At 70.1% G+C, this 17,303-nt stretch carries 15 protein-coding genes and 1 tRNA gene; 6 read left to right on the top strand and 10 right to left on the bottom strand.

The genetic code is table 11. The features are described 5' to 3' along the window. Window positions 1-29: 29 nt before the first annotated feature. Complete coding sequence (locus AB0300_RS01570) at window positions 30-929, bottom strand: type II secretion system F family protein (RefSeq protein WP_249520894.1); 900 nt, start codon at window positions 927-929, stop codon at window positions 30-32. Then, window positions 923-1,927 carry a TadA family conjugal transfer-associated ATPase gene (locus AB0300_RS01575; RefSeq protein ID WP_366215340.1) on the bottom strand — a complete coding sequence of 335 codons (1,005 nt, stop codon included), beginning with the start codon at window positions 1,925-1,927 and terminating at the stop codon, window positions 923-925. Before AB0300_RS01575 ends, AB0300_RS01570 begins: the two co-directional genes overlap by 7 nt. Before the next feature lie 400 nt (window positions 1,928-2,327). On the opposite strand from AB0300_RS01575, the gene acs reads away from it, so the two are divergent. Next, window positions 2,328-4,295, top strand: coding sequence for an acetate--CoA ligase (gene acs / locus AB0300_RS01580; RefSeq protein WP_366215341.1), 1,968 nt, complete (start codon window positions 2,328-2,330; stop codon window positions 4,293-4,295). Window positions 4,296-4,391: 96 nt separating this feature from the next. Here the strand turns inward: acs and AB0300_RS01585 are convergent, their stop codons facing one another. Continuing rightward, window positions 4,392-4,850, bottom strand: a complete 459-nt coding sequence (locus AB0300_RS01585; RefSeq protein WP_366215342.1) for a RidA family protein — start codon at window positions 4,848-4,850, stop codon at window positions 4,392-4,394. Beyond that, a complete protein-coding gene (locus AB0300_RS01590; RefSeq protein WP_025104267.1) occupies window positions 4,847-5,071 on the bottom strand; it encodes a hypothetical protein in 225 nt (74 codons plus the stop codon). Before AB0300_RS01590 ends, AB0300_RS01585 begins: the two co-directional genes overlap by 4 nt. A gap of 89 nt (window positions 5,072-5,160) precedes the next feature. On the opposite strand from AB0300_RS01590, the gene AB0300_RS01595 reads away from it, so the two are divergent. The 5 genes from AB0300_RS01595 to AB0300_RS01615 all read left to right on the top strand — a co-directional run bounded on the left by AB0300_RS01595 (window position 5,161) and on the right by AB0300_RS01615 (window position 10,159). Beyond that, window positions 5,161-7,722, top strand: coding sequence for a transglycosylase domain-containing protein (locus AB0300_RS01595; RefSeq protein WP_366215343.1), 2,562 nt, complete (start codon window positions 5,161-5,163; stop codon window positions 7,720-7,722). Then, entirely contained in the window at window positions 7,713-8,654 is a 942-nt protein-coding gene (locus AB0300_RS01600; protein WP_366215344.1) for a metallophosphoesterase, read from the top strand. Before AB0300_RS01595 ends, AB0300_RS01600 begins: the two co-directional genes overlap by 10 nt. A gap of 119 nt (window positions 8,655-8,773) precedes the next feature. Further along, a tRNA-Pro gene (locus AB0300_RS01605) sits at window positions 8,774-8,850 on the top strand. Between the two features lie 68 nt (window positions 8,851-8,918). Continuing rightward, entirely contained in the window at window positions 8,919-9,395 is a 477-nt protein-coding gene (locus AB0300_RS01610) for a VanZ family protein (RefSeq protein ID WP_126894486.1), read from the top strand. Beyond that, complete coding sequence (locus tag AB0300_RS01615) at window positions 9,392-10,159, top strand: HAD-IIB family hydrolase (RefSeq protein WP_366215345.1); 768 nt, start codon at window positions 9,392-9,394, stop codon at window positions 10,157-10,159. The genes AB0300_RS01610 and AB0300_RS01615 overlap by 4 nt, the downstream gene beginning before the upstream one ends. Window positions 10,160-10,244: 85 nt before the next feature. On the opposite strand, the gene AB0300_RS01620 is transcribed toward AB0300_RS01615, so the two are convergent. The 6 genes from AB0300_RS01620 to AB0300_RS01645 all read right to left on the bottom strand — a co-directional run bounded on the left by AB0300_RS01620 (window position 10,245) and on the right by AB0300_RS01645 (window position 17,294). Then, a complete protein-coding gene (locus AB0300_RS01620) occupies window positions 10,245-11,522 on the bottom strand; it encodes an alpha-hydroxy acid oxidase (RefSeq protein ID WP_366215346.1) in 1,278 nt (425 codons plus the stop codon). 10 nt (window positions 11,523-11,532) lie between these two features. After that, window positions 11,533-12,255, bottom strand: a complete 723-nt coding sequence (locus AB0300_RS01625; RefSeq protein ID WP_366215347.1) for an FCD domain-containing protein — start codon at window positions 12,253-12,255, stop codon at window positions 11,533-11,535. Window positions 12,256-12,409: 154 nt separating this feature from the next. After that, a complete protein-coding gene (locus AB0300_RS01630; protein ID WP_062636208.1) occupies window positions 12,410-13,063 on the bottom strand; it encodes a thymidine kinase in 654 nt (217 codons plus the stop codon). Window positions 13,064-13,072: 9 nt separating this feature from the next. Next, window positions 13,073-14,545, bottom strand: coding sequence for a malate:quinone oxidoreductase (locus AB0300_RS01635; protein WP_366215348.1), 1,473 nt, complete (start codon window positions 14,543-14,545; stop codon window positions 13,073-13,075). A 46-nt stretch (window positions 14,546-14,591) separates the two neighbouring features. Beyond that, complete coding sequence (locus AB0300_RS01640; RefSeq protein ID WP_366215349.1) at window positions 14,592-15,662, bottom strand: aspartate-semialdehyde dehydrogenase; 1,071 nt, start codon at window positions 15,660-15,662, stop codon at window positions 14,592-14,594. A gap of 351 nt (window positions 15,663-16,013) precedes the next feature. Next, window positions 16,014-17,294 (bottom strand): aspartate kinase, encoded by a 1,281-nt coding sequence (locus AB0300_RS01645; RefSeq protein ID WP_025104257.1) that lies wholly within the window; start codon window positions 17,292-17,294, stop codon window positions 16,014-16,016. Window positions 17,295-17,303 lie beyond the last annotated feature (9 nt).

Here is a 17,303-nt window from a genome sequence, read left to right on the forward strand (position 1 = left end):
CTCTTTCTTTGTCGGTGATCACGGAAGGGTCAGGTCGGCAGCGGCGTGGAGGCGAGCACACTGAGCAGGAGGGGCGCCACACCGAGCAGGAGGAACGCCGGCAGCGTGCAGACGCCGAGCGGAAGCAGCAGGCGCGTGGAGAGACGCGCGGCGCGGAGACGCCCGTGCACCCTGGCGCGATGCCGGTCCTGCGCCGCCGCCGCGCGCAGCAGCTCAACGGCGGGGACGCCGGCCGCGCGGGAGAGCTCGAGCACCTGGCCGACGCGGTCGCGCTCGGCGGGGTCGACGACGCCGGTCTCGGTGACGAGCGCGACGGCGCGGTCGATCGGTGCGCCGCCGGCGAGCGCCACCGCGACGAGTTCCGCGGCCATGCCCGGCGTGCCCGGCGCTGGGCGTGCTTGGCGCAGCAGCCGCCGTATCCAGAGCCGAGCGGCCGCGACCAGCAGCAGCCCCGCGACGACGCATACGCCCCCGAGCGGGTTACCGATGATCGCGCCCAGGGTGTCGAATCCCAGCGCGGCGCCGAGCAGCAGACCGGCCAGCGGCATCCACAGCAGCAGTCGCGCCGTCCCCGCAGGCTCGGCGAGAGCCACTCGGACATCGTCGGCCGCCGACGCGGCATCGCGCAGCGCCTCGGCGATGGTGCGGAGCACGTCGGCCAGCGGTGCCCCCACCGTCGTGGCGACCTCCCACGCCGCCGCCAGCTCCGTCCACATGCCACCCTGCGCCTCGATCGCGGACACCAGCGGCATGCCCTCGCGCGTTCGTTCGAGCACCGCCGTCGCGGCGGGGTCTCCCGTGCCCGCGAGGTGCCTCCAGGCGACGAGGGGGATCGCCCCGGCCTGCAGGAGCACCGCGAGCGTCTGGACGGAATCGGCGACATGCGGACCGGCCGCCGACGCCGGACGCGGCACACGGAGCGTCACCACGGCTCGACCTCCTCGATCGTCAGGCGGTCGCCCGCGAGCGCGAGACGGCCGGCCTTCGCGATGCGTCGGATGCCATCCCGAGCCCGCTCCAGGTGCAACACGATGGTGAAGGCACTCACCGCCTGACGCGCGAGCGCTACCGCGTCCATGCCGGCGAGCGCTCCCAGGGCCTCCAACCGCGCGGGGACGTCGGCCAGACCGCTGGCGTGCAGAGTGCCGGCGCCGCCGTCGTGCCCGGTGTTGAGCGCGGTGAGCAGCTCCCGCACCTCCACTCCTCGGCATTCGCCCACCACGAGGCGGTCGGGCCGCATGCGCAGGGACTCCCGCACCAGCCGCGCCAGATCGATCTCACCGGCGCCTTCGAGGTTGGCCTGCCGGGCCTCCAGAGCGACATGGTGCGGATGCCGGGGCCGCAGCTCCGCGACGTCTTCGATGGTGACGATGCGCTCCTCGGGCGGGACCTCCGACAGCAGGGCCGACAGCAGCGTCGTCTTGCCGGAGCCCGTGCCCCCGGTGAGGAGGAGGTTCGCCCGGTCGCGGACCAGCGCGCCGAGCCATCGCCGCTGCCGCGGGTCGAACGCTCCGCGCGCCGCGAGCGCATCGAGGTCGGCGGCATGCACGCGAGGGACGCGGATCGACAGGGCTGTGCCTCGCGCCGACACCGGAGCCAGCGCGGCGTGCACCCGGACCCCGGACCCGAGGCGGACGTCGACGCACGGCGTCTGATCGTCGAGGTGTCGCCCGCCGATCGCGACGAGCGCCACGGCGAGCTCCCTGACCTCCCGCTCCGTCGCCCGCCACTCAGGAACACGTACCGCGCCCCTCCCCCTGTCCACGAACAGCGCGTCCGCGCCGTTCAGGAACACGTCCGTGACCTCGTCGTCGATGAACGGCGCGAGCGGGGCGAAAGCCGCCTCACTCCGGAGGGCCTCCTGCGGCGAGCGTGGCGCCGCGCGCGTCTCGGACGAGCGCGGCTGGATGACGAATCGGTCAGGCATACGGCGACGGTAGGCCGCAGGCCGCCCACCTGGACCGCGCGGTGCCCGGGCTCCCGCGGCGCGTGTGCACAAGCCGGCGCCGTCTCCCGCAGTGGAGGAGCCGATCGCGATGCGAGCGCGGATCGGGAGCGCTCCCATAAGAAAGGGCGGCACCTCACGGGGGGAATGAAGTGCCGCCCACGGCGGCTCTCGATCGGGGGAATCGGGCACGCCAAGGCCGGAATGAGATTTCGGCTGTCGTCGAGTGTACGCAAGGCGACCGTCCTGACAAAACCCACGCGACTACTGACTTTCGGCAGTATTCGACGGTGGGGGCCGGGGATAGATTCACCCTGACCTGGTCGCACTCCCCCTGCGGCCATGCCTGCACGACCCGAACGCCGCAAAGGAGCGCCTGCCGATGAGCAGTCAGATCGATCACCTTCTCGACGAGACCCGGCGCTTCGCGCCGTCGGAGGAGTTCGCCGTCCAATCCGTCGCCTCGAAAGAGCTCTACGAGCGCGCCGCCGCGGATCGCGAGGGCTTCTGGGCCGATCAGTCGCGCGAGCTCGTGCACTGGCACAAGCCCTTCACCCAGGTCCTCGACTGGAGCAACCCGCCCTTCGCCAAGTGGTTCGACGACGGCGAGCTCAACGTGGCCTACAACTGCCTCGACCGGCACGTCGAGGCCGGCAACGGCGACCGCGTGGCGCTCTTCTGGGAGGGCGAGCCCGGCGACAGCCGCCGCATCACCTACGCCGAGCTGACGGACGAGGTCAAGCGCGTCGCGAACGTGCTCGAGGGTCTCGGCATCGGGCAGGGCGACCGCGTCGCGATCTATCTGCCGATGATCCCCGAGGCGATCGCCGCGATGCTCGCCGTGGCGCGCGTGGGCGCCATCCACTCGGTCGTCTTCGGCGGGTTCAGCGCGGACAGCCTGCGCTCCCGGATCGACGACGCCGGCGCCAAGCTCGTCATCACCGCGGACGGCGGGTACCGCAAGGGCCGCGTCTCCGCGCTGAAGCCGGCGGTGGACCAGGCGCTGGCCGACCGCGGCGAGGGTGAGCAGCAGACCGTCGAGCACGTGCTCGTGGTCAAGCGCGGCGAGAACGAGGTGGAGTGGACGGAGGGCCGCGACCTCTGGTGGCACGACGTCGTCCCCGCGGCCTCCGCCGACCACACGGCGCAGGCGTTCCCCGCCGAGAACCCCCTCTTCATCCTGTACACCTCGGGCACGACGGGGAAGCCGAAGGGCATCCTGCACACCTCCGGCGGCTACCTCACCCAGGCGGCGTACTCGCACAAGAACGTCTTCGACCTGAAGCCGGAGACCGACGTCTACTGGTGCACCGCCGACATCGGCTGGATCACCGGACACAGCTACGTCACCTACGGTCCGCTCGCGAACGGCGCGACGCAGGTGCTCTACGAAGGCACGCCCGACACCCCGCACCCCGGCCGCTGGTGGGAGCTCATCGAGAAGTACAAGGTCTCGATCTTCTACACGGCCCCGACCGCGATCCGCTCGTTCATGAAGATCGGTCGCAGCGTCCCGCAGAAGTTCGACCTGTCCTCGCTGCGCGTGCTCGGCTCGGTGGGCGAGCCCATCAACCCCGAGGCCTGGATGTGGTACCGCGAGGTCATCGGCGCCGGCACGACCCCGATCGTCGACACGTGGTGGCAGACCGAGACCGGCGCGATCATGGTGTCGGCACTCCCCGGCATCACCGCGACGAAGCCCGGCTCCGCCCAGGTGCCCCTGCCCGGCATCTCGATCGACGTGGTGGACGAGCAGGGCGTCGAGGTCGGCAACGGCAACGGCGGGCTCCTCGTCATCACCGAACCGTGGCCGAGCATGCTGCGCGGCATCTGGGGCGACCCGGAGCGCTTCCGCGAGACCTATTGGGAGAAGTTCGAGAAGCAGGGCTACTACTTCGCGGGTGACGGCGCACGGCTCGACGAGGACGGCGACCTCTGGCTGCTCGGACGCGTCGACGACGTGATGAACGTCTCGGGTCACCGCCTGTCGACCGCGGAGATCGAGTCCTCCCTCGTCGCGCACGAGGCCACCGCGGAGGCCGCCGTCGTCGGCGCCTCGGACGAGACCACGGGTCAGGCGGTCGTGGCGTTCGTGATCATCAAGGAGAGCTACCTCTCCGCGCACGACCCGGCGGGACTCGCGCAGCAGCTGCGGCTCTGGGTGGGCGAGCAGATCGGCGCGATCGCCCGTCCGCGTGACGTCTACATCGTCGGCGAGCTGCCGAAGACCCGCTCCGGGAAGATCATGCGGCGTCTGCTCCGCGACGTGGCCGAGGGTCGCGAGGTCGGCGACACGACGACGCTCGCGGACACGGCCGTGATGAGCATCATCTCCGCCCAGGTCAAGTAACGCGAGACCCCGGGTTAACGTCGAGACCCCCTGTTGCAGACGTCTGCAGCAGGGGGTCTCGACGTGTGCCCGGGGTCTCGGGGCCGGGCGCGGGAACTACGCGAGGCGGAACGTGACCTCGACCTCAACGGGGCTGCCGAGCGGGAGCTCCGCGACGCCGACGGCAGCACGCGCGTGCCGGCCCTCCTCGCCGAAGATCTCGCCGAGCACCTCACTCGCGCCGTTGATGACGCCGGGCTGTCCGGTGAAGCCCTCCGCCGAGCCGACGAACCCGCCCACCCTGACGACGCCCGCGATGCGGTCGACACCGCCCGCGACATCGGCCGCGGCGGCCAGCGCGTTCAGAGCGCACGTCCTGGCGTAGGCCTTCGCGTCCTCCGCGGACACCTCCGCGCCGACCTTGCCGGTCGCGGGGAGGGCGCCGTCGACGAACGGGAGCTGGCCCGACGTGTAGACGAGGCCGCCGTGCACGACCGCCGGCACGTAGGCGGCGACTGGAGCGGCGACGGCGGGCAGCCCGATGCCGAGCTCGGAGAGGCGGGCGGCGATGCTCATGCCTGGCCTCCCTCGAACTGGCGCGAGGCCTCGGCGGCGGCGGCGAGACCGGCGTTGGTCGAGCCGTCCGTGGTCACGGGGCGCTTGAAGTAGGCGACCAGACCGCCTTCGGGGCCCTGCACCACCTGGACGAGCTCCCAGCCCTGCTTGCCCCAGTTATTGAGGATGGCCGCGGTGTTGTGGATCAGCAGCGGCGTGGTGAGGTACTCCCACGTGGTCATGGCACTCCTGTCGATCAGGGCGCGTCCAGGGCAGACCGGGCCGCGCTCGTCAAAGCCGGTATTCAGGGAACTCCCCTACGATCAAGCGTATGCCCCAAAAGAACCGCACGGTGAAGGGCGTGCTCGGCGGTCTCGTCGGGCTCGTCGGACTGAGCGCCATCGCCGGTCTGCTGGTCACCGCCAGCGTCACCCCCGTCCTCGCGATGACCGGCGTCGCCGGCACCACGGCGCTGACCATCTTCGATGAGCTGCCCGAGGTGCTGAAGGTCGACACTCCCATGGAGCAGTCGACCATCTACGCCACGAACCCCGAGGGCAAGCCGGTCGTGCTGGCGTCGTTCTACGAGCAGAACCGCGTCCCGGTGAAGTACGAGGAAGTCTCGCCGGTCCTCTACGACGCGATCCTCTCGAGTGAGGACAAGAACTTCTACACCCACGGCGGGGTCAACCTCGGCGCGACGGTGAAGGCCCTCGTCGACAACGTGCGCGGCACCTCGAGCCGTGGCGCCTCGACCATCAGCCAGCAGTTCGTGAAGAACGTCCGCATCCAGCAGTGCGAGCAGAACGTCAGCACCGCCTCCGAGACCTACGCGGACGAGCTGCAGCAGTGCTGGCAGGACGCCACCAACGCGTCGGGCGTCGACGGCATCGAGCGCAAGCTCCAGGAGATGCGCTACGCCATCCAGATCGAGAAGGACTACTCGAAGAACGAGATCCTCCTCGGCTACCTGAACATCGCGAACTTCGGCGGCACGGTCTACGGCATCGAGGCCGCGTCGCGCTACTACTTCTCCACGTCCGCCAGCAAGCTCAGCGTCGCCCAGGCCGCGACCCTCGCCGGCATCGTGCAGAACCCGAACACCTACCGCATCGACAAGCCGGAGGGCACGTACACGACCAAGGACGGCGTCGCCCACAACTCCGCGGAGGACGGCTACAAGGACGCCAAGGACCGTCGTGACTACGTCCTCGGGCGCATGCTCGCCGACAAGAAGATCACCCAGGCCCAGTACGACGAGGCGATGGCCTCGGCGATCGAGCCGGCGATCACCGTTCCCGTCCAGGGCTGTGCGGCGGCCGGGCGCAACGCCTACTTCTGCCAGTACGTGAAGTCGATCATCGAGAACGACGAGGCCTTCGGCGAGGACATCCAGGACCGTCGGGATCTGCTCCGCCGCGGTGGCCTGAAGATCTACACGTCGCTCGACTTCCGGGTGCAGGACCCGGCCGCCGAGGAGATGGCCAACGTCGCCCCGGCCAACTTCGACAACAAGTACTTTGGCGCCGCGGGCGTCTCCATCGAGGTCGGCACCGGTCGCATCCTCTCGATCACCCAGAACACGATGTTCTCGGAGACGCCGACCACCGATCAGGCGTACTCCTCCCTCGTGTTCGCCGGTGACCAGAAGTACGGCAAGTCCGGCGGCTTCCAGGTGGGATCGACGTACAAGCTGTTCACCCTCATCGACTGGCTCGAGAAGGGGCACTCCGTCCGGGAGAACCTGAACGGCACCGTGCAGACCAATCTGCGGATCCCCGTCTGCGGCAGCCCGCAGGCGACGAACACGGCGGAGATCGGCAACTTCGGCCGCAGCCGCGGCTACCCCGGCACCCCGATGACCTTCACGGCCCAGTCGCTCAACAGTGGCTACTTCGCCATGGCGGCCAAGCTCGACGTCTGCGACATCAACAAGGTCGCCGACAAGATGGGCGTCACGCTGGCCAACGGCAACAAGGTCACCGAGGAGAACGTGCCGTACGACGTGCTCGGCCCGAAGAACATCTCCCCCATCGCGATGGCCAACGCGTACGCCACCGTCGCGAGCGGCGGCACGTACTGCACGCCGCGCGCGATCGACAAGGTGATCGACGCGGAGGGCAAGGAGCGCGAGCTTCCCAAGGCCTCGTGCACCGAGGGCGTGCTCGCCCCGGAGGTCGCCGCGACCGCCGCCTACGCGCTCCAGGGCGTCATGGCCGGCGGAGGCACCGGTGCCAGGGCCAACCCGTTCGACGGCACGCCGCTGATCGGCAAGACCGGTACCCACGACCTCTGGTCGACGATGATGATCGAGTCGAGCACCAAGGTCGCGACCGCGGTCTGGGCCGGCCGGTCGAACGGCAACCACGACAACGTCTTCAACGTCTGGACCGGCAGCCACCTCCTCAACGAGGTGCGCTATCCGCTGGCGAGGGCGGCTCAGCACGCGGCCAACATGGTCTACGGCGGCGACGCCTTCCCGCAGCCCGACGGCAACCTCATCCGGCAGATCCGGGTGGACGTGCCCGATGTGGTCGGACAGACGGTGGAGGAGGCGACGGCCACCCTCGAGCGTGCCGGGTTCACCGTCTCCGTGGGCGACCCCGTCGACAGCGACAAGGCGACCAACATCGTCGTCGCGCAGGATCCCAGTGGTCAGGCTCCGTCGGGCGCCACCATCACGATCTCGCCGAGCAACGGCGACGGAGCGACCGTCCCCGACGTCACCGGCCAGTCACCGACCGCCGCGAACGCCGCGCTGATCGCAGCCGGCTTCACGTCGGTCGAGCGCGCCGGATCGTGCAACGCGGACGATGCCAAGGTGACCTCGACCGACCCGGCCGCGAACACCGCGGCCACGAAGTCCACGCCGATCAGGGTGACGTGCAAGTAGGCGCGCCCCGCGCGGCACACCCGGCCCTCATCGCGCTCGGCGCGGTGGGGGCCGTCGGTGCGGCCGCTGCGGTGTGGGGCATCGGGATCGAGCGCTACCTGTTCACCGTGCGGGAGGTGACGGCGGAGGCCCTTCCCGCCGGCGCGGAGCCGCTGCGCATCCTGCACCTGTCCGATGCGCACATGGCGCCCTGGCAGCGTCGGAAGCAGGACTGGCTCGCCTCGCTCGCCGAGCTTCAGCCCGACCTCATCGTCAACACCGGCGACAACCTCGGTCACGAGGACGGGCTGCAGGGGATCCGTCGCGCCTTCGCTCCCCTCGCCGGCATCCCCGGTGTGTTCGTGCACGGGTCGAACGACGTCAACGTCCCCACGCCGCGCAATCCTCTGCGCTACTTCGCGGGCCCGTCTCAGAAGATCCGACAGCCGGCGCTGCTCGACACCGCCGCGATGGACGACTACTTCACGGACGAGCTCGGCTGGGCCGATCTGAACAACGCCGCGGCTCGGCTGACCGTCCGCGGAGCGCCCGTCGATCTGTTCGGCGTGAACGACGCGCATCGCGACTGGGATCGGCTGGACGTGCTCCCCGACGCCCTGGCCGGCCTCGGTCCCCGCCCGGACGGTGCTCCCGTGCTGGGGGTGACGCACGCCCCCTATCAGCGGGTGCTCAACGGCTTCGTCGACCTCGGCGCGGACGCGATCCTCGGCGGACACACGCACGGGGGCCAGGTGTGCCTCCCGGGATACGGCGCGCTCGTCGCCAACTGCGACATCCCCCTCAAGCAGGCCAAGGGGCTGAGCACCTGGACGCACGACGGGCGTTCGGCGCCGCTGAACGTGAGCGCCGGCTGCGGACACTCGATCTACGCCCCCGTGCGCTTCGCGTGCCGCCCCGAGGCGACGCTGCTCACCCTGACCCCGCGCGCCTGAGCCCGTACGACACGGGCGCGGATCCCCGTGCCGACGGCTCCCGCACGGCGCGCCACGCGGATGTGCGCGCTCGATTCGGTGCTGGAGGCATTTCGCTGTAGACTCGGAGGGTTGCAAAACGGGGTGTGGCGCAGCTTGGTAGCGCGCTTCGTTCGGGACGAAGAGGTCGCAGGTTCAAATCCTGTCACCCCGACCAGTGACACGAGAAGGCCGCCCGCAGGGGCGGCCTTCTCTGTATCGGGATGTCGTGCGAGAGGGGAACGCATGGGGAGGCTCCTGCCGCCGCCGCGTCGTTCGACGCGCATCTGGGCGCTCGCTCTCGGGCTGCCGTTCCTCGCCGGCATCGCGTTCCTTACGCTCACGCCCGCGCGGGTGGAGCAGACGATGCCCTCCGTGGTGGACCTCGCCCTCGGCGCACTCCACCGCGTCGGCTGGACGGGCCTCGACTTCACGCGCCTCGAGATCCTCGCGAACGTCATCGTCTTCGTCCCCGTCGGCATCCTCGCGTTCCTGCTCCTTCCCCGCCGACTCTGGCCGCTGTCGCTGCTCGTGGGCCCGACCCTCTCGCTTGTGATCGAGACGGCGCAGTACCTGGCCCTCCCCCACCGCGCCGCGACCGTGAGCGACGTGCTGGCCAACTCCACCGGGGCGACGATCGGCATCGTCATCGCGGTGTTCTGCACGCTGCTCGCCACCACACCCTCCTCCCGGCCGCGAACACCTACAGTGGAGGCATCATGACATCGCCCTCTCTCGTCGCCTTCGACCTCGATGACACGCTCGCGCCGTCCAAGGGCACGATCGACCCGCGGATCGCCGCGCTCCTGAACGAGCTGCTCCAGTCCGTCGACGTCGCCATCATCTCCGGGGGCAACGAGGCGCAGTTCCGCACGCAGGTCGTCGCGCAGCTCGCGGACGCCGACCCGGAGGCGCTCGCCCGCCTGCACCTGCTTCCGACGTGCGGCACGCGATACCTGCGGCATGACGGCAGCGACTTCGTAGCCGTGTACGCCCACGACCTGAGCGACGAGGAGAAGTCCGCCGCCCTCACGGCCCTCCGCGAGGAGGCGGAGCGCCTCGGGCTCTGGGAGACCGAGCCCTGGGGCGAGATCCTCGAGGACCGCGGCTCGCAGATCACGTTCTCGGCCCTCGGCCAGCAGGCACCGCGTGACGCGAAGCACGCCTGGGATCCGACCGGCGCGAAGCGCGGCGCCCTGCGCGATGCCGTCGCCGCGCGGCTTCCTGGCCTCGAGGTGCGCTCCGGCGGCTCGACCTCCATCGACATCACCCGCGCCGGCATCGACAAGGCGTTCGGCATGCGACAGCTCGCCACGCACACCGGGATCGAGCTCACGGCGATGCTGTTCTACGGCGACCGTCTCGACGAGGGCGGCAACGACTACCCCGTCCTCGCGCTGGGCGTGCCGTCGGTGGCCGTCGAGGGCTGGGAGGACACGGCGGCCCGCCTCGAGGCTCTCCTGCCGACCCTCTCCACCCGGGTCTGACGCGCACGTTCGCACGACGTCGACCCGCCTGCACGACGGGACGAGCGAATCCGTCGTGCAGGCGTGGTCTGGTCGTGCAGGTGGGTCAGTGCACCTCGACGCCGGCCGCGCGGGAGACGGGCACCAGACGGGTGAGCTGGGTCACGTGTCCGGGCTCGAGCTCCGCGAGGGAGGCCACGCCCAGCAGCCGCATCGTGCGCTCGATCTCACCGCGCAGGATGGCGATCGTGCGGTCGACGCCCTGCCGTCCCCCCGCCATGAGGCCGTAGAGGTAGGCGCGGCCGATCAGGGTGAAGTCGGCGCCGAGCGCGACGGAGGCCACGATGTCGGCGCCGTTCATGATGCCGGTGTCGATCATGACCGTGAAGTCGTCGCCGACCGCACGACGGACCTCGGGCAGGAGGTGGAACGGGATCGGGGCGCGGTCGAGCTGGCGCCCGCCGTGGTTCGACAGCACGATGCCGTCGACGCCCGCGTCCCGCAGGCGCACGGAGTCCTCGATGTTCTGCACGCCCTTGATGACGATCTTGCCGGGCCAGATGTCGCGGATGACGGCGAGGTCGTCGTAGCTGATCGTCGGGTCCATCGCCGCGTCGAGGAGCTCGCCCACGGTGCCGCCGGTCGTGCTCAGCGACGCGAACTCCAGCTTCGGGGTGGTCAGGAAGTCGAACCACCACCAGGGCCGCGGGATGGCGTTGATGATCGTGCCGAGGGTGAGCTGCGGCGGGATGCTGAAGCCGTTGCGCTTGTCGCGGAGACGGGCACCGGCGACCGGGGTGTCGACGGTGAACTGCAGGGTGTCGAAGCCGGCGGCGGCGGCGCGGCGGGCGAGCTCGTACGAGATCTCGCGGTCGCGCATGACGTAAAGCTGGAACCAGTTCCGTCCGGGCACGGGGCCCTGCGGCTCCCGGACCGTCGCCGCCTTGACGTCCTCGATCGAGGTGGTCCCGAGGGTGGACAGCGTGAACGGGATGCCCGCAGCGGCCGCGGCTCCGGCACCCGCGACCTCGCCCTCGGTCTGCATGAGCCGGGTGAAGCCGGTCGGCGCGATGCCGAACGGAAGCGCGGACGGACCGCCGAGGATCTCGACGGTCGTGTCGACGTCCGGCGCCGGCTTGAGGATGCCGGGGTGGAACTCCACGTCCTGGAACGCCTGACGGGCGCGGCTCAGCGAGAGCTCGCCCTCGGCCGCGCCGTCCGTGTAGTCGAAGGCGGCCTTCGGTGTGCGGCGCTTGGCGATCGTGCGCAGATCGTCGATGGTGAGCGCGGCGTCGAGACGGCGCTTGCGCCCGTCGAGCTCGGGCTTCTTGAACTTCATGAGCTCCAACAGCTCGGCGGGGTTGGGGAGCTGGCGCTGGACCATGTTCTGCCTCTCAGTTCTGCGGGGTGATGGCGCGGGTGAGGCCCGCGGCGGTGTAGTAGCCGGTGATGTGGGCGCGGACCAGGCGCCGGGCGGTGTCGACCTCGCCCGCGTCGATCGCCGCGACCAGTGCACGGTGCTCGGACCGCAGGCGGTCGGCCATGCGGTCCCAGTCGTCGACGGTCGCCGCGCCCGCGAGCACGTACGACTCGATGGCGGAGCGGAGGCCCGCCATCATCGCCGCGATGACGGTGTTGCCGCTGCCCTCCGCGAGGGAGAGGTGCAGCTGCGCGTCGAGGGCCAGGAACTCGGCCGGAGTGAGGGCGCCGTCGTCCATGGCCGTGAGCAGCTCGTGCGCCCGGTCGGTGTCGCGGTGGGTGGCGCCTGCCATCGCCTCCACGACCGCGTCCTCGAGCACGAGTCGCGTGCGGACGACGTCATCGAGCGGGAAGCCCTGCGCGGCCACCTGGAGCCGCAGGAGCGCCGACATCCCGCCGGTGGGGGTCGCGATGACGATGGCGCCCGCCTGCGGCCCGGAGCCGGTGGCGGTACGGATGAGGCCGAGCACCTCGAGCACCCGGAACGCCTCCCGCACACTCGACCGCCCGACGCCGAGGTCGCTCGCGAGGTCCCGTTCGGACGGCAGCCGGTCCCCCGGCCCGAGACGACCGTCGAGCAGGTCACGCTCGATGTGCTCGAGCACGAGTCGCCATGCCCGCGCCGGCTGCTCCGTCATCCCGCCTCCTGTGGTCAGACCACAGGTTAGCGCGTGTGGTCAGACCACGCAATGCGGTGATGCGGCGCGCGCGACCCACCCCTCTTCGTGCGTCCCGGCCCGGTGCGTACGCACGCAGAGGGGTGGGGCGACCGGAAGGGGGTGGGTCGGCGGGTCAGCCGAGACGGCCGCCGGACTCCTCCAGATAGCAGGTGCCACACAGCGACTCGTAGGTCGTGAGCTCGGGCGAGGCGGAACCGTCGGCGCCCTCGTCGATCGCGACCTGGTCGCCGTCGAACACGAAGCGGCCGCCGACCACGCGGCCGTTGAACACCGCCTTGCGCCCGCAGCGGCAGATGGTCTTGAGCTCCTCCAGGGAGTGCGCGATGGCCAGGAGCCGGGCGGAGCCGGGGAACGCGTGGGTGCGGAAGTCGTTGCGGATGCCGTAGGCCATCACCGGGATGCCGTCCTCCACCGCGATGCGGAACAGGTCGTCGATCTGTGTCGGCGTGAGGAACTGCGCCTCGTCGATGAGGAGACAGGCGACGTCGATCGGGCCGGTCGGGAGGAGCTCCTCCTCCGTGGACCGCTGCATCCGCTCGCGGTGGACCGCGAAGAGCGCGCGCACGTCATCGTCCGGACCGACGAGGAAGTCGACCGGCCGCGTGACGCCGAGGCGACTCTCGATCTGCCCCGCGCCCTTGGTGTCGATCGCGGGCTTGGCGAGGAGCACGTGCTGGCCGCGCTCCTCGTAGTTGTAGGCGACCTGCAGCAGAGCGGTCGACTTGCCCGAGTTCATCGCGCCGTAGCGGAAGTAGAGCTTCGCCACGGGCCCAGGTCAGACGTTGATGCCGAGGACGGCGGCAGTCGCGGCGGTCGACTCCTCCGCGAGCTCCGCGTCGCCGTTGAGCTTCCGGCCGAAGGTGGGGATGAGCTCACGCAGCTGCGACTCCCACCCCGGGTACTCGCCGGGGAAGCACTTCTTCAGCAGGTCGAGCATGATCGGCACGGCGGTCGAAGCCCCGGGGGATGCACCGAGGAGACCGGCGATCGAGCCGTCGCCCGAGGCGACCACCTCGGTGCCGAACTGCAGCACGCCGCCCTTCTTCGGGTCCTTCTTCATGACCTGGGCGCGCTGACCGGCGTCGATGAGCGTCCAGTCCTTGTCCTTGGCCGTCGGCATGAACGTGCGGAGGCTGTCGACCTTCTTGCGGTGGTTCTTCATCAGCTCGCTGATGAGGTAGGTGATGAGGTCGGGGTTGGCGAAGGCGACCCGCAGCATCGGCCAAAGGTTGTGCGGCCGGACCTGCGTGACGATGTCGAGCATCGAGCCGTTCTTGAGGAACTTCGGGCTGAACGTCGCGAACGGCCCGAACATCAGCGATGCCTCGCCGTCGACGACACGCGTGTCGAGGTGCGGGACCGACATCGGCGGCGCGCCGACCGAGGCCTGCGAATAGACCTTCGCCTTGTGCTGCGCGACGATCTTCGGGTTCGTCGTCTTGAGGAACTGGCCGCCGATCGGGAAGACGCCGTAGCCCTTGATCTCAGGGATACCGGAATTCTGCAGGAGCTTCAGCGCCCAGCCACCGGCCCCGACGAACACGAACTTCGCCTTGATCTCGTTCGGGGTGCGGCCGACCGTCGTGCGGTACTTGATGAGCCAGGTGCCGTCCTTCTGGCGCTTGAGCGACTTGACCTCGTGGTTCGTGCGCACGGCGACGCCCGAGTCACGCAGGTGATCGAAGAGCTGATGCGTGAGCGCGCCGAAGTCGACGTCGGTGCCGGCGGGCACCCGGGTGGCCGCGAACGGCTCGCCCTTCCGCCGCTTCTGCATGAGCAGCGGCGCCCACTGGTTGATGACGCGGGAGTCTTCGCTGTACTCGATGCCGGCGAACAGCGGCTGCTCCTTGAGCACCTCATAGCGCTTCTTGAGGTAGGCCACGTCCTTCTCACCCCGCACGAACGTCATGTGCGGCGTCGCGTTGATGAAGGTCGACGGCTCGTCCAGCACGCCCTTCTCGACGAGAGAGGACCAGAACTGGCGGCTCTGCTGGAACTGCTCGTTGATCGAGATCGCCTTGGCGGGGTCGAGTGGAGCGTCGCCCTGCTGCGGCATGTAGTTCAGCTCGCACAGGGCGGCATGCCCGGTCCCGGCGTTGTTCCAGGGGTTCGAGCTCTCCTGCGCCACGTCCGACAGCCGCTCGAAGGCGACGATCTTCCAGTCCGGCTGCAGCTCGTGCAGCAGGGTACCCAGGGTGGCGCTCATGATGCCACCGCCGATCAGGACGACATCGACGTTTTCAGTCACCCGAACAGTCTAGTTCGCGGGCAGGACCCCGCCGACCACCGGGCGGTCAGAACACCGGGGCGAGGCGCTCGGCGAGCACTTCGGCGATCTGCACCGCGTTCAACGCCGCCCCCTTGCGGAGGTTGTCGTTGCTGATGAAGAGCACGAGCCCCTTGCCCTCCGGAGCCGACTGGTCGGCACGGATGCGGCCCACGAAGCTCGGGTCCTTGCCCGCGGCCTGCAGCGGGGTCGGCACCTCGTCGAGCACGACGCCGGGCGCCGCGCTCAGCACCTCCGTGGCGCGCTCGGGCGTCAGGTCGCGGGAGAACTCGGCGTGGATCGACAGCGAGTGGCCCGTGAACACCGGCACGCGGACGCAGGTACCGGCGACGCGGAGGTCGGGCAGCTCGAGGATCTTCCGGCTCTCGTTGCGGAGCTTCTTCTCCTCGTCGGTCTCGTTGTCCCCGTCGTCCACGAGGTTCCCCGCGAACGGGATGACGTCGAAGGCGATCGGCGCGACGTACTTCTCGGGCTCGGGGAAGTCGACCGCGGAGCCGTCGTGCACGAGGCGGAGGGTGTCGCCCTGCGCGAGCACGCCCTCGACCTGGCCGAGCAGCTCCTGGGCGCCGGCGAGTCCGGAGCCGGACACCGCCTGGTAGGTCGACACGATCAGGCGCTCCAGGCCGGCCTCGGCGTCGAGGACCTTCAGCACCGGCATCGCCGCCATCGTGGTGCAGTTCGGGTTCGCGATGATGCCCTTGGGCCGGTCGTCGATCGCGTGCGGGTTGACCTCGCTGACGACGAGGGGGACCTCGGGGTCCATGCGCCAGGCGCTGGAGTTGTCGACGACCACGGCGCCGGCCTCGGCGAAGCGGGGGGCGTAGGCGCGGCTGGCGGTGGCACCGGCGGAGAACAGCGCGATGTCGATCCCGGACGGGTCGGCGGCCTCGACGTCCTCGACGATGACCGTCTGTCCGCCGAACTCGATCGCCGTGCCCGCGGAACGCGCCGACGAGAACAGCCGCAGCTCGCGGATCGGGAACGAACGCTCCGCGAGAATCTCGCGCATCACGGTGCCCACCTGGCCGGTGGCGCCGACGATGGCGACGGAGAGTCCTGATTCGGAGATGCGGGTCATGATGTTCCTTGGCTTCGTGCGGTACGGCGTACGAGGCTTCGGGCGCGGCGTCGGGATGCTGATGCTGCGCCTGGCGCCGGTGTCAGGGTTTCCGCGAGTCTATCGCGCCACGACCACCCCGAAGCCCGTCCGTTTCACGAAGGCACGCGCCCCCGGTACATCAGGCGAACGCGGGACAACAGGCACGCGTGGACAGGGCCGCCTGAGTTAGCGCGAACGCCTGAGCTGACGCGGGCCCGGGAGAACAGGCAGTCCCGCGAGAACAGGCGAACGCGGGACAACAGGCACGCGCGGACAGGGCCGCCTGAGTTAGCGCGAACGCCTGAGCTGGCGTGGCGCGCTGGCGTGGAGTCAGCGGCCGGTGCCGGCGTGGACCGTGGCCTCCGCGTCGCCGTCGAGACCGTAGGCGGTGTGCACGGTGCGGGCAGCCTCGGTGAGGTCGGTGTCGCGGAGCACGACCGAGATGCGGATCTCCGACGTGGAGATCATCTCGATGTTGATGCCGCCGGCGGACAGGGCCTCGAACAGGGTCGCCGAGACACCGGAGTGCGTGCGCATCCCCGCGCCGACCACGGAGAGCTTGCCGATCTGGTCGTCGTGGATGAGGTTCTGGAAGCCGACCTCGGTCTGCTCGCCGGCGAGGGCCTTGAGCGCGGCAGCGGCGTCGGCCTTGGGGACCGTGAACGAGATGTCCGTGCGCCCGGTGGCGGAGACGTTCTGCACGATCATGTCGACGTTGGCGCCGGACTTCGCGACGATCTTGAAGATCTCGGCGGCCTTGCCCGGGACGTCGGGCACCCCGGCGACGGTGATCTTGGCCTGGCTGAAGTCGGTGGCGACGCCGGCGACGATCGGTTCTTCCATGACTGCTCCCTCGGCTTCGCGAGGGTTCTTCATGCCCTCGCCCAGAACGTATGTGCCCTCGGCCGACGAGAACGTCGACCGGGCGTGGATGAGGACACCGTGCCGGCGGGCGTACTCCACGGCACGGATGTAGAGGACCTTGGCGCCGTTGGCGGCGAGCTCCAGCATCTCCTCGCTGGAGACGTGGTCGAGCTTCTGCGCCTTCGGAATCACGCGCGGGTCGGCGGTGAAGATGCCGTCCACGTCGCTGTAGATCTCGCAGACGTCGGCCGACAGTGCCGCCGCCAGTGCGACGGCCGTCGTGTCCGACCCGCCGCGGCCGAGCGTGGTGATGTCGCGGGTGTCGCGGTTGAACCCCTGGAAGCCGGCGACGATGACGATGGCGCCCTCGTCGAGCGCCTCGCGGAGTCGCACGGGCGTGACGTCGACGATGCGCGCCGCGCCGTGCTGCGAGTCGGTGATCATGCCGGCCTGGCTGCCGGTGAACGACCGCGCTTCGAAGCCCATGGAGTGGATCGCCATCGCCAGCAGCGCCATCGAGATCCGCTCGCCGCTGGAGAGGAGCATGTCGAGCTCGCGCGGCGCCGGGATCGGCGCGACCTCGTTCGCGAGGTCGAGCAGCTCATCGGTCGTGTCGCCCATGGCGCTCACGGCGACGACGACGTCGTGACCGGCGCGACGCGTGTCGACGATGCGCTTGGCGACGCGCTTGATGCTCTCTGCGTCGGCGACGGACGAGCCGCCGTACTTCTGCACGATGAGGGCCACGTTCACTCC

The sequence above is a fragment of the Microbacterium sp. NPDC078814 genome (assembly GCF_040702645.1).
In the GTDB taxonomy this organism is placed as follows: Bacteria; Actinomycetota; Actinomycetes; order Actinomycetales; family Microbacteriaceae; genus Microbacterium.

Coding starts and splice junctions, on each gene's coding strand:
- AB0300_RS01575 (WP_366215340.1), bottom strand. CDS start 1,927: ATGCCTGACCGATTCGTCATCCAGCCGCGCTCGTCCGAGACGCGCGCG.
- AB0300_RS01615 (WP_366215345.1), top strand. CDS start 9,392: ATGACATCGCCCTCTCTCGTCGCCTTCGACCTCGATGACACGCTCGCG.
- AB0300_RS01590 (WP_025104267.1), bottom strand. CDS start 5,071: ATGACCACGTGGGAGTACCTCACCACGCCGCTGCTGATCCACAACACC.
- AB0300_RS01595 (WP_366215343.1), top strand. CDS start 5,161: ATGCCCCAAAAGAACCGCACGGTGAAGGGCGTGCTCGGCGGTCTCGTC.
- acs (WP_366215341.1), top strand. CDS start 2,328: ATGAGCAGTCAGATCGATCACCTTCTCGACGAGACCCGGCGCTTCGCG.
- AB0300_RS01620 (WP_366215346.1), bottom strand. CDS start 11,522: ATGGTCCAGCGCCAGCTCCCCAACCCCGCCGAGCTGTTGGAGCTCATG.
- AB0300_RS01585 (WP_366215342.1), bottom strand. CDS start 4,850: ATGAGCATCGCCGCCCGCCTCTCCGAGCTCGGCATCGGGCTGCCCGCC.
- AB0300_RS01625 (WP_366215347.1), bottom strand. CDS start 12,255: ATGACGGAGCAGCCGGCGCGGGCATGGCGACTCGTGCTCGAGCACATC.
- AB0300_RS01610 (WP_126894486.1), top strand. CDS start 8,919: ATGGGGAGGCTCCTGCCGCCGCCGCGTCGTTCGACGCGCATCTGGGCG.
- AB0300_RS01640 (WP_366215349.1), bottom strand. CDS start 15,662: ATGACCCGCATCTCCGAATCAGGACTCTCCGTCGCCATCGTCGGCGCC.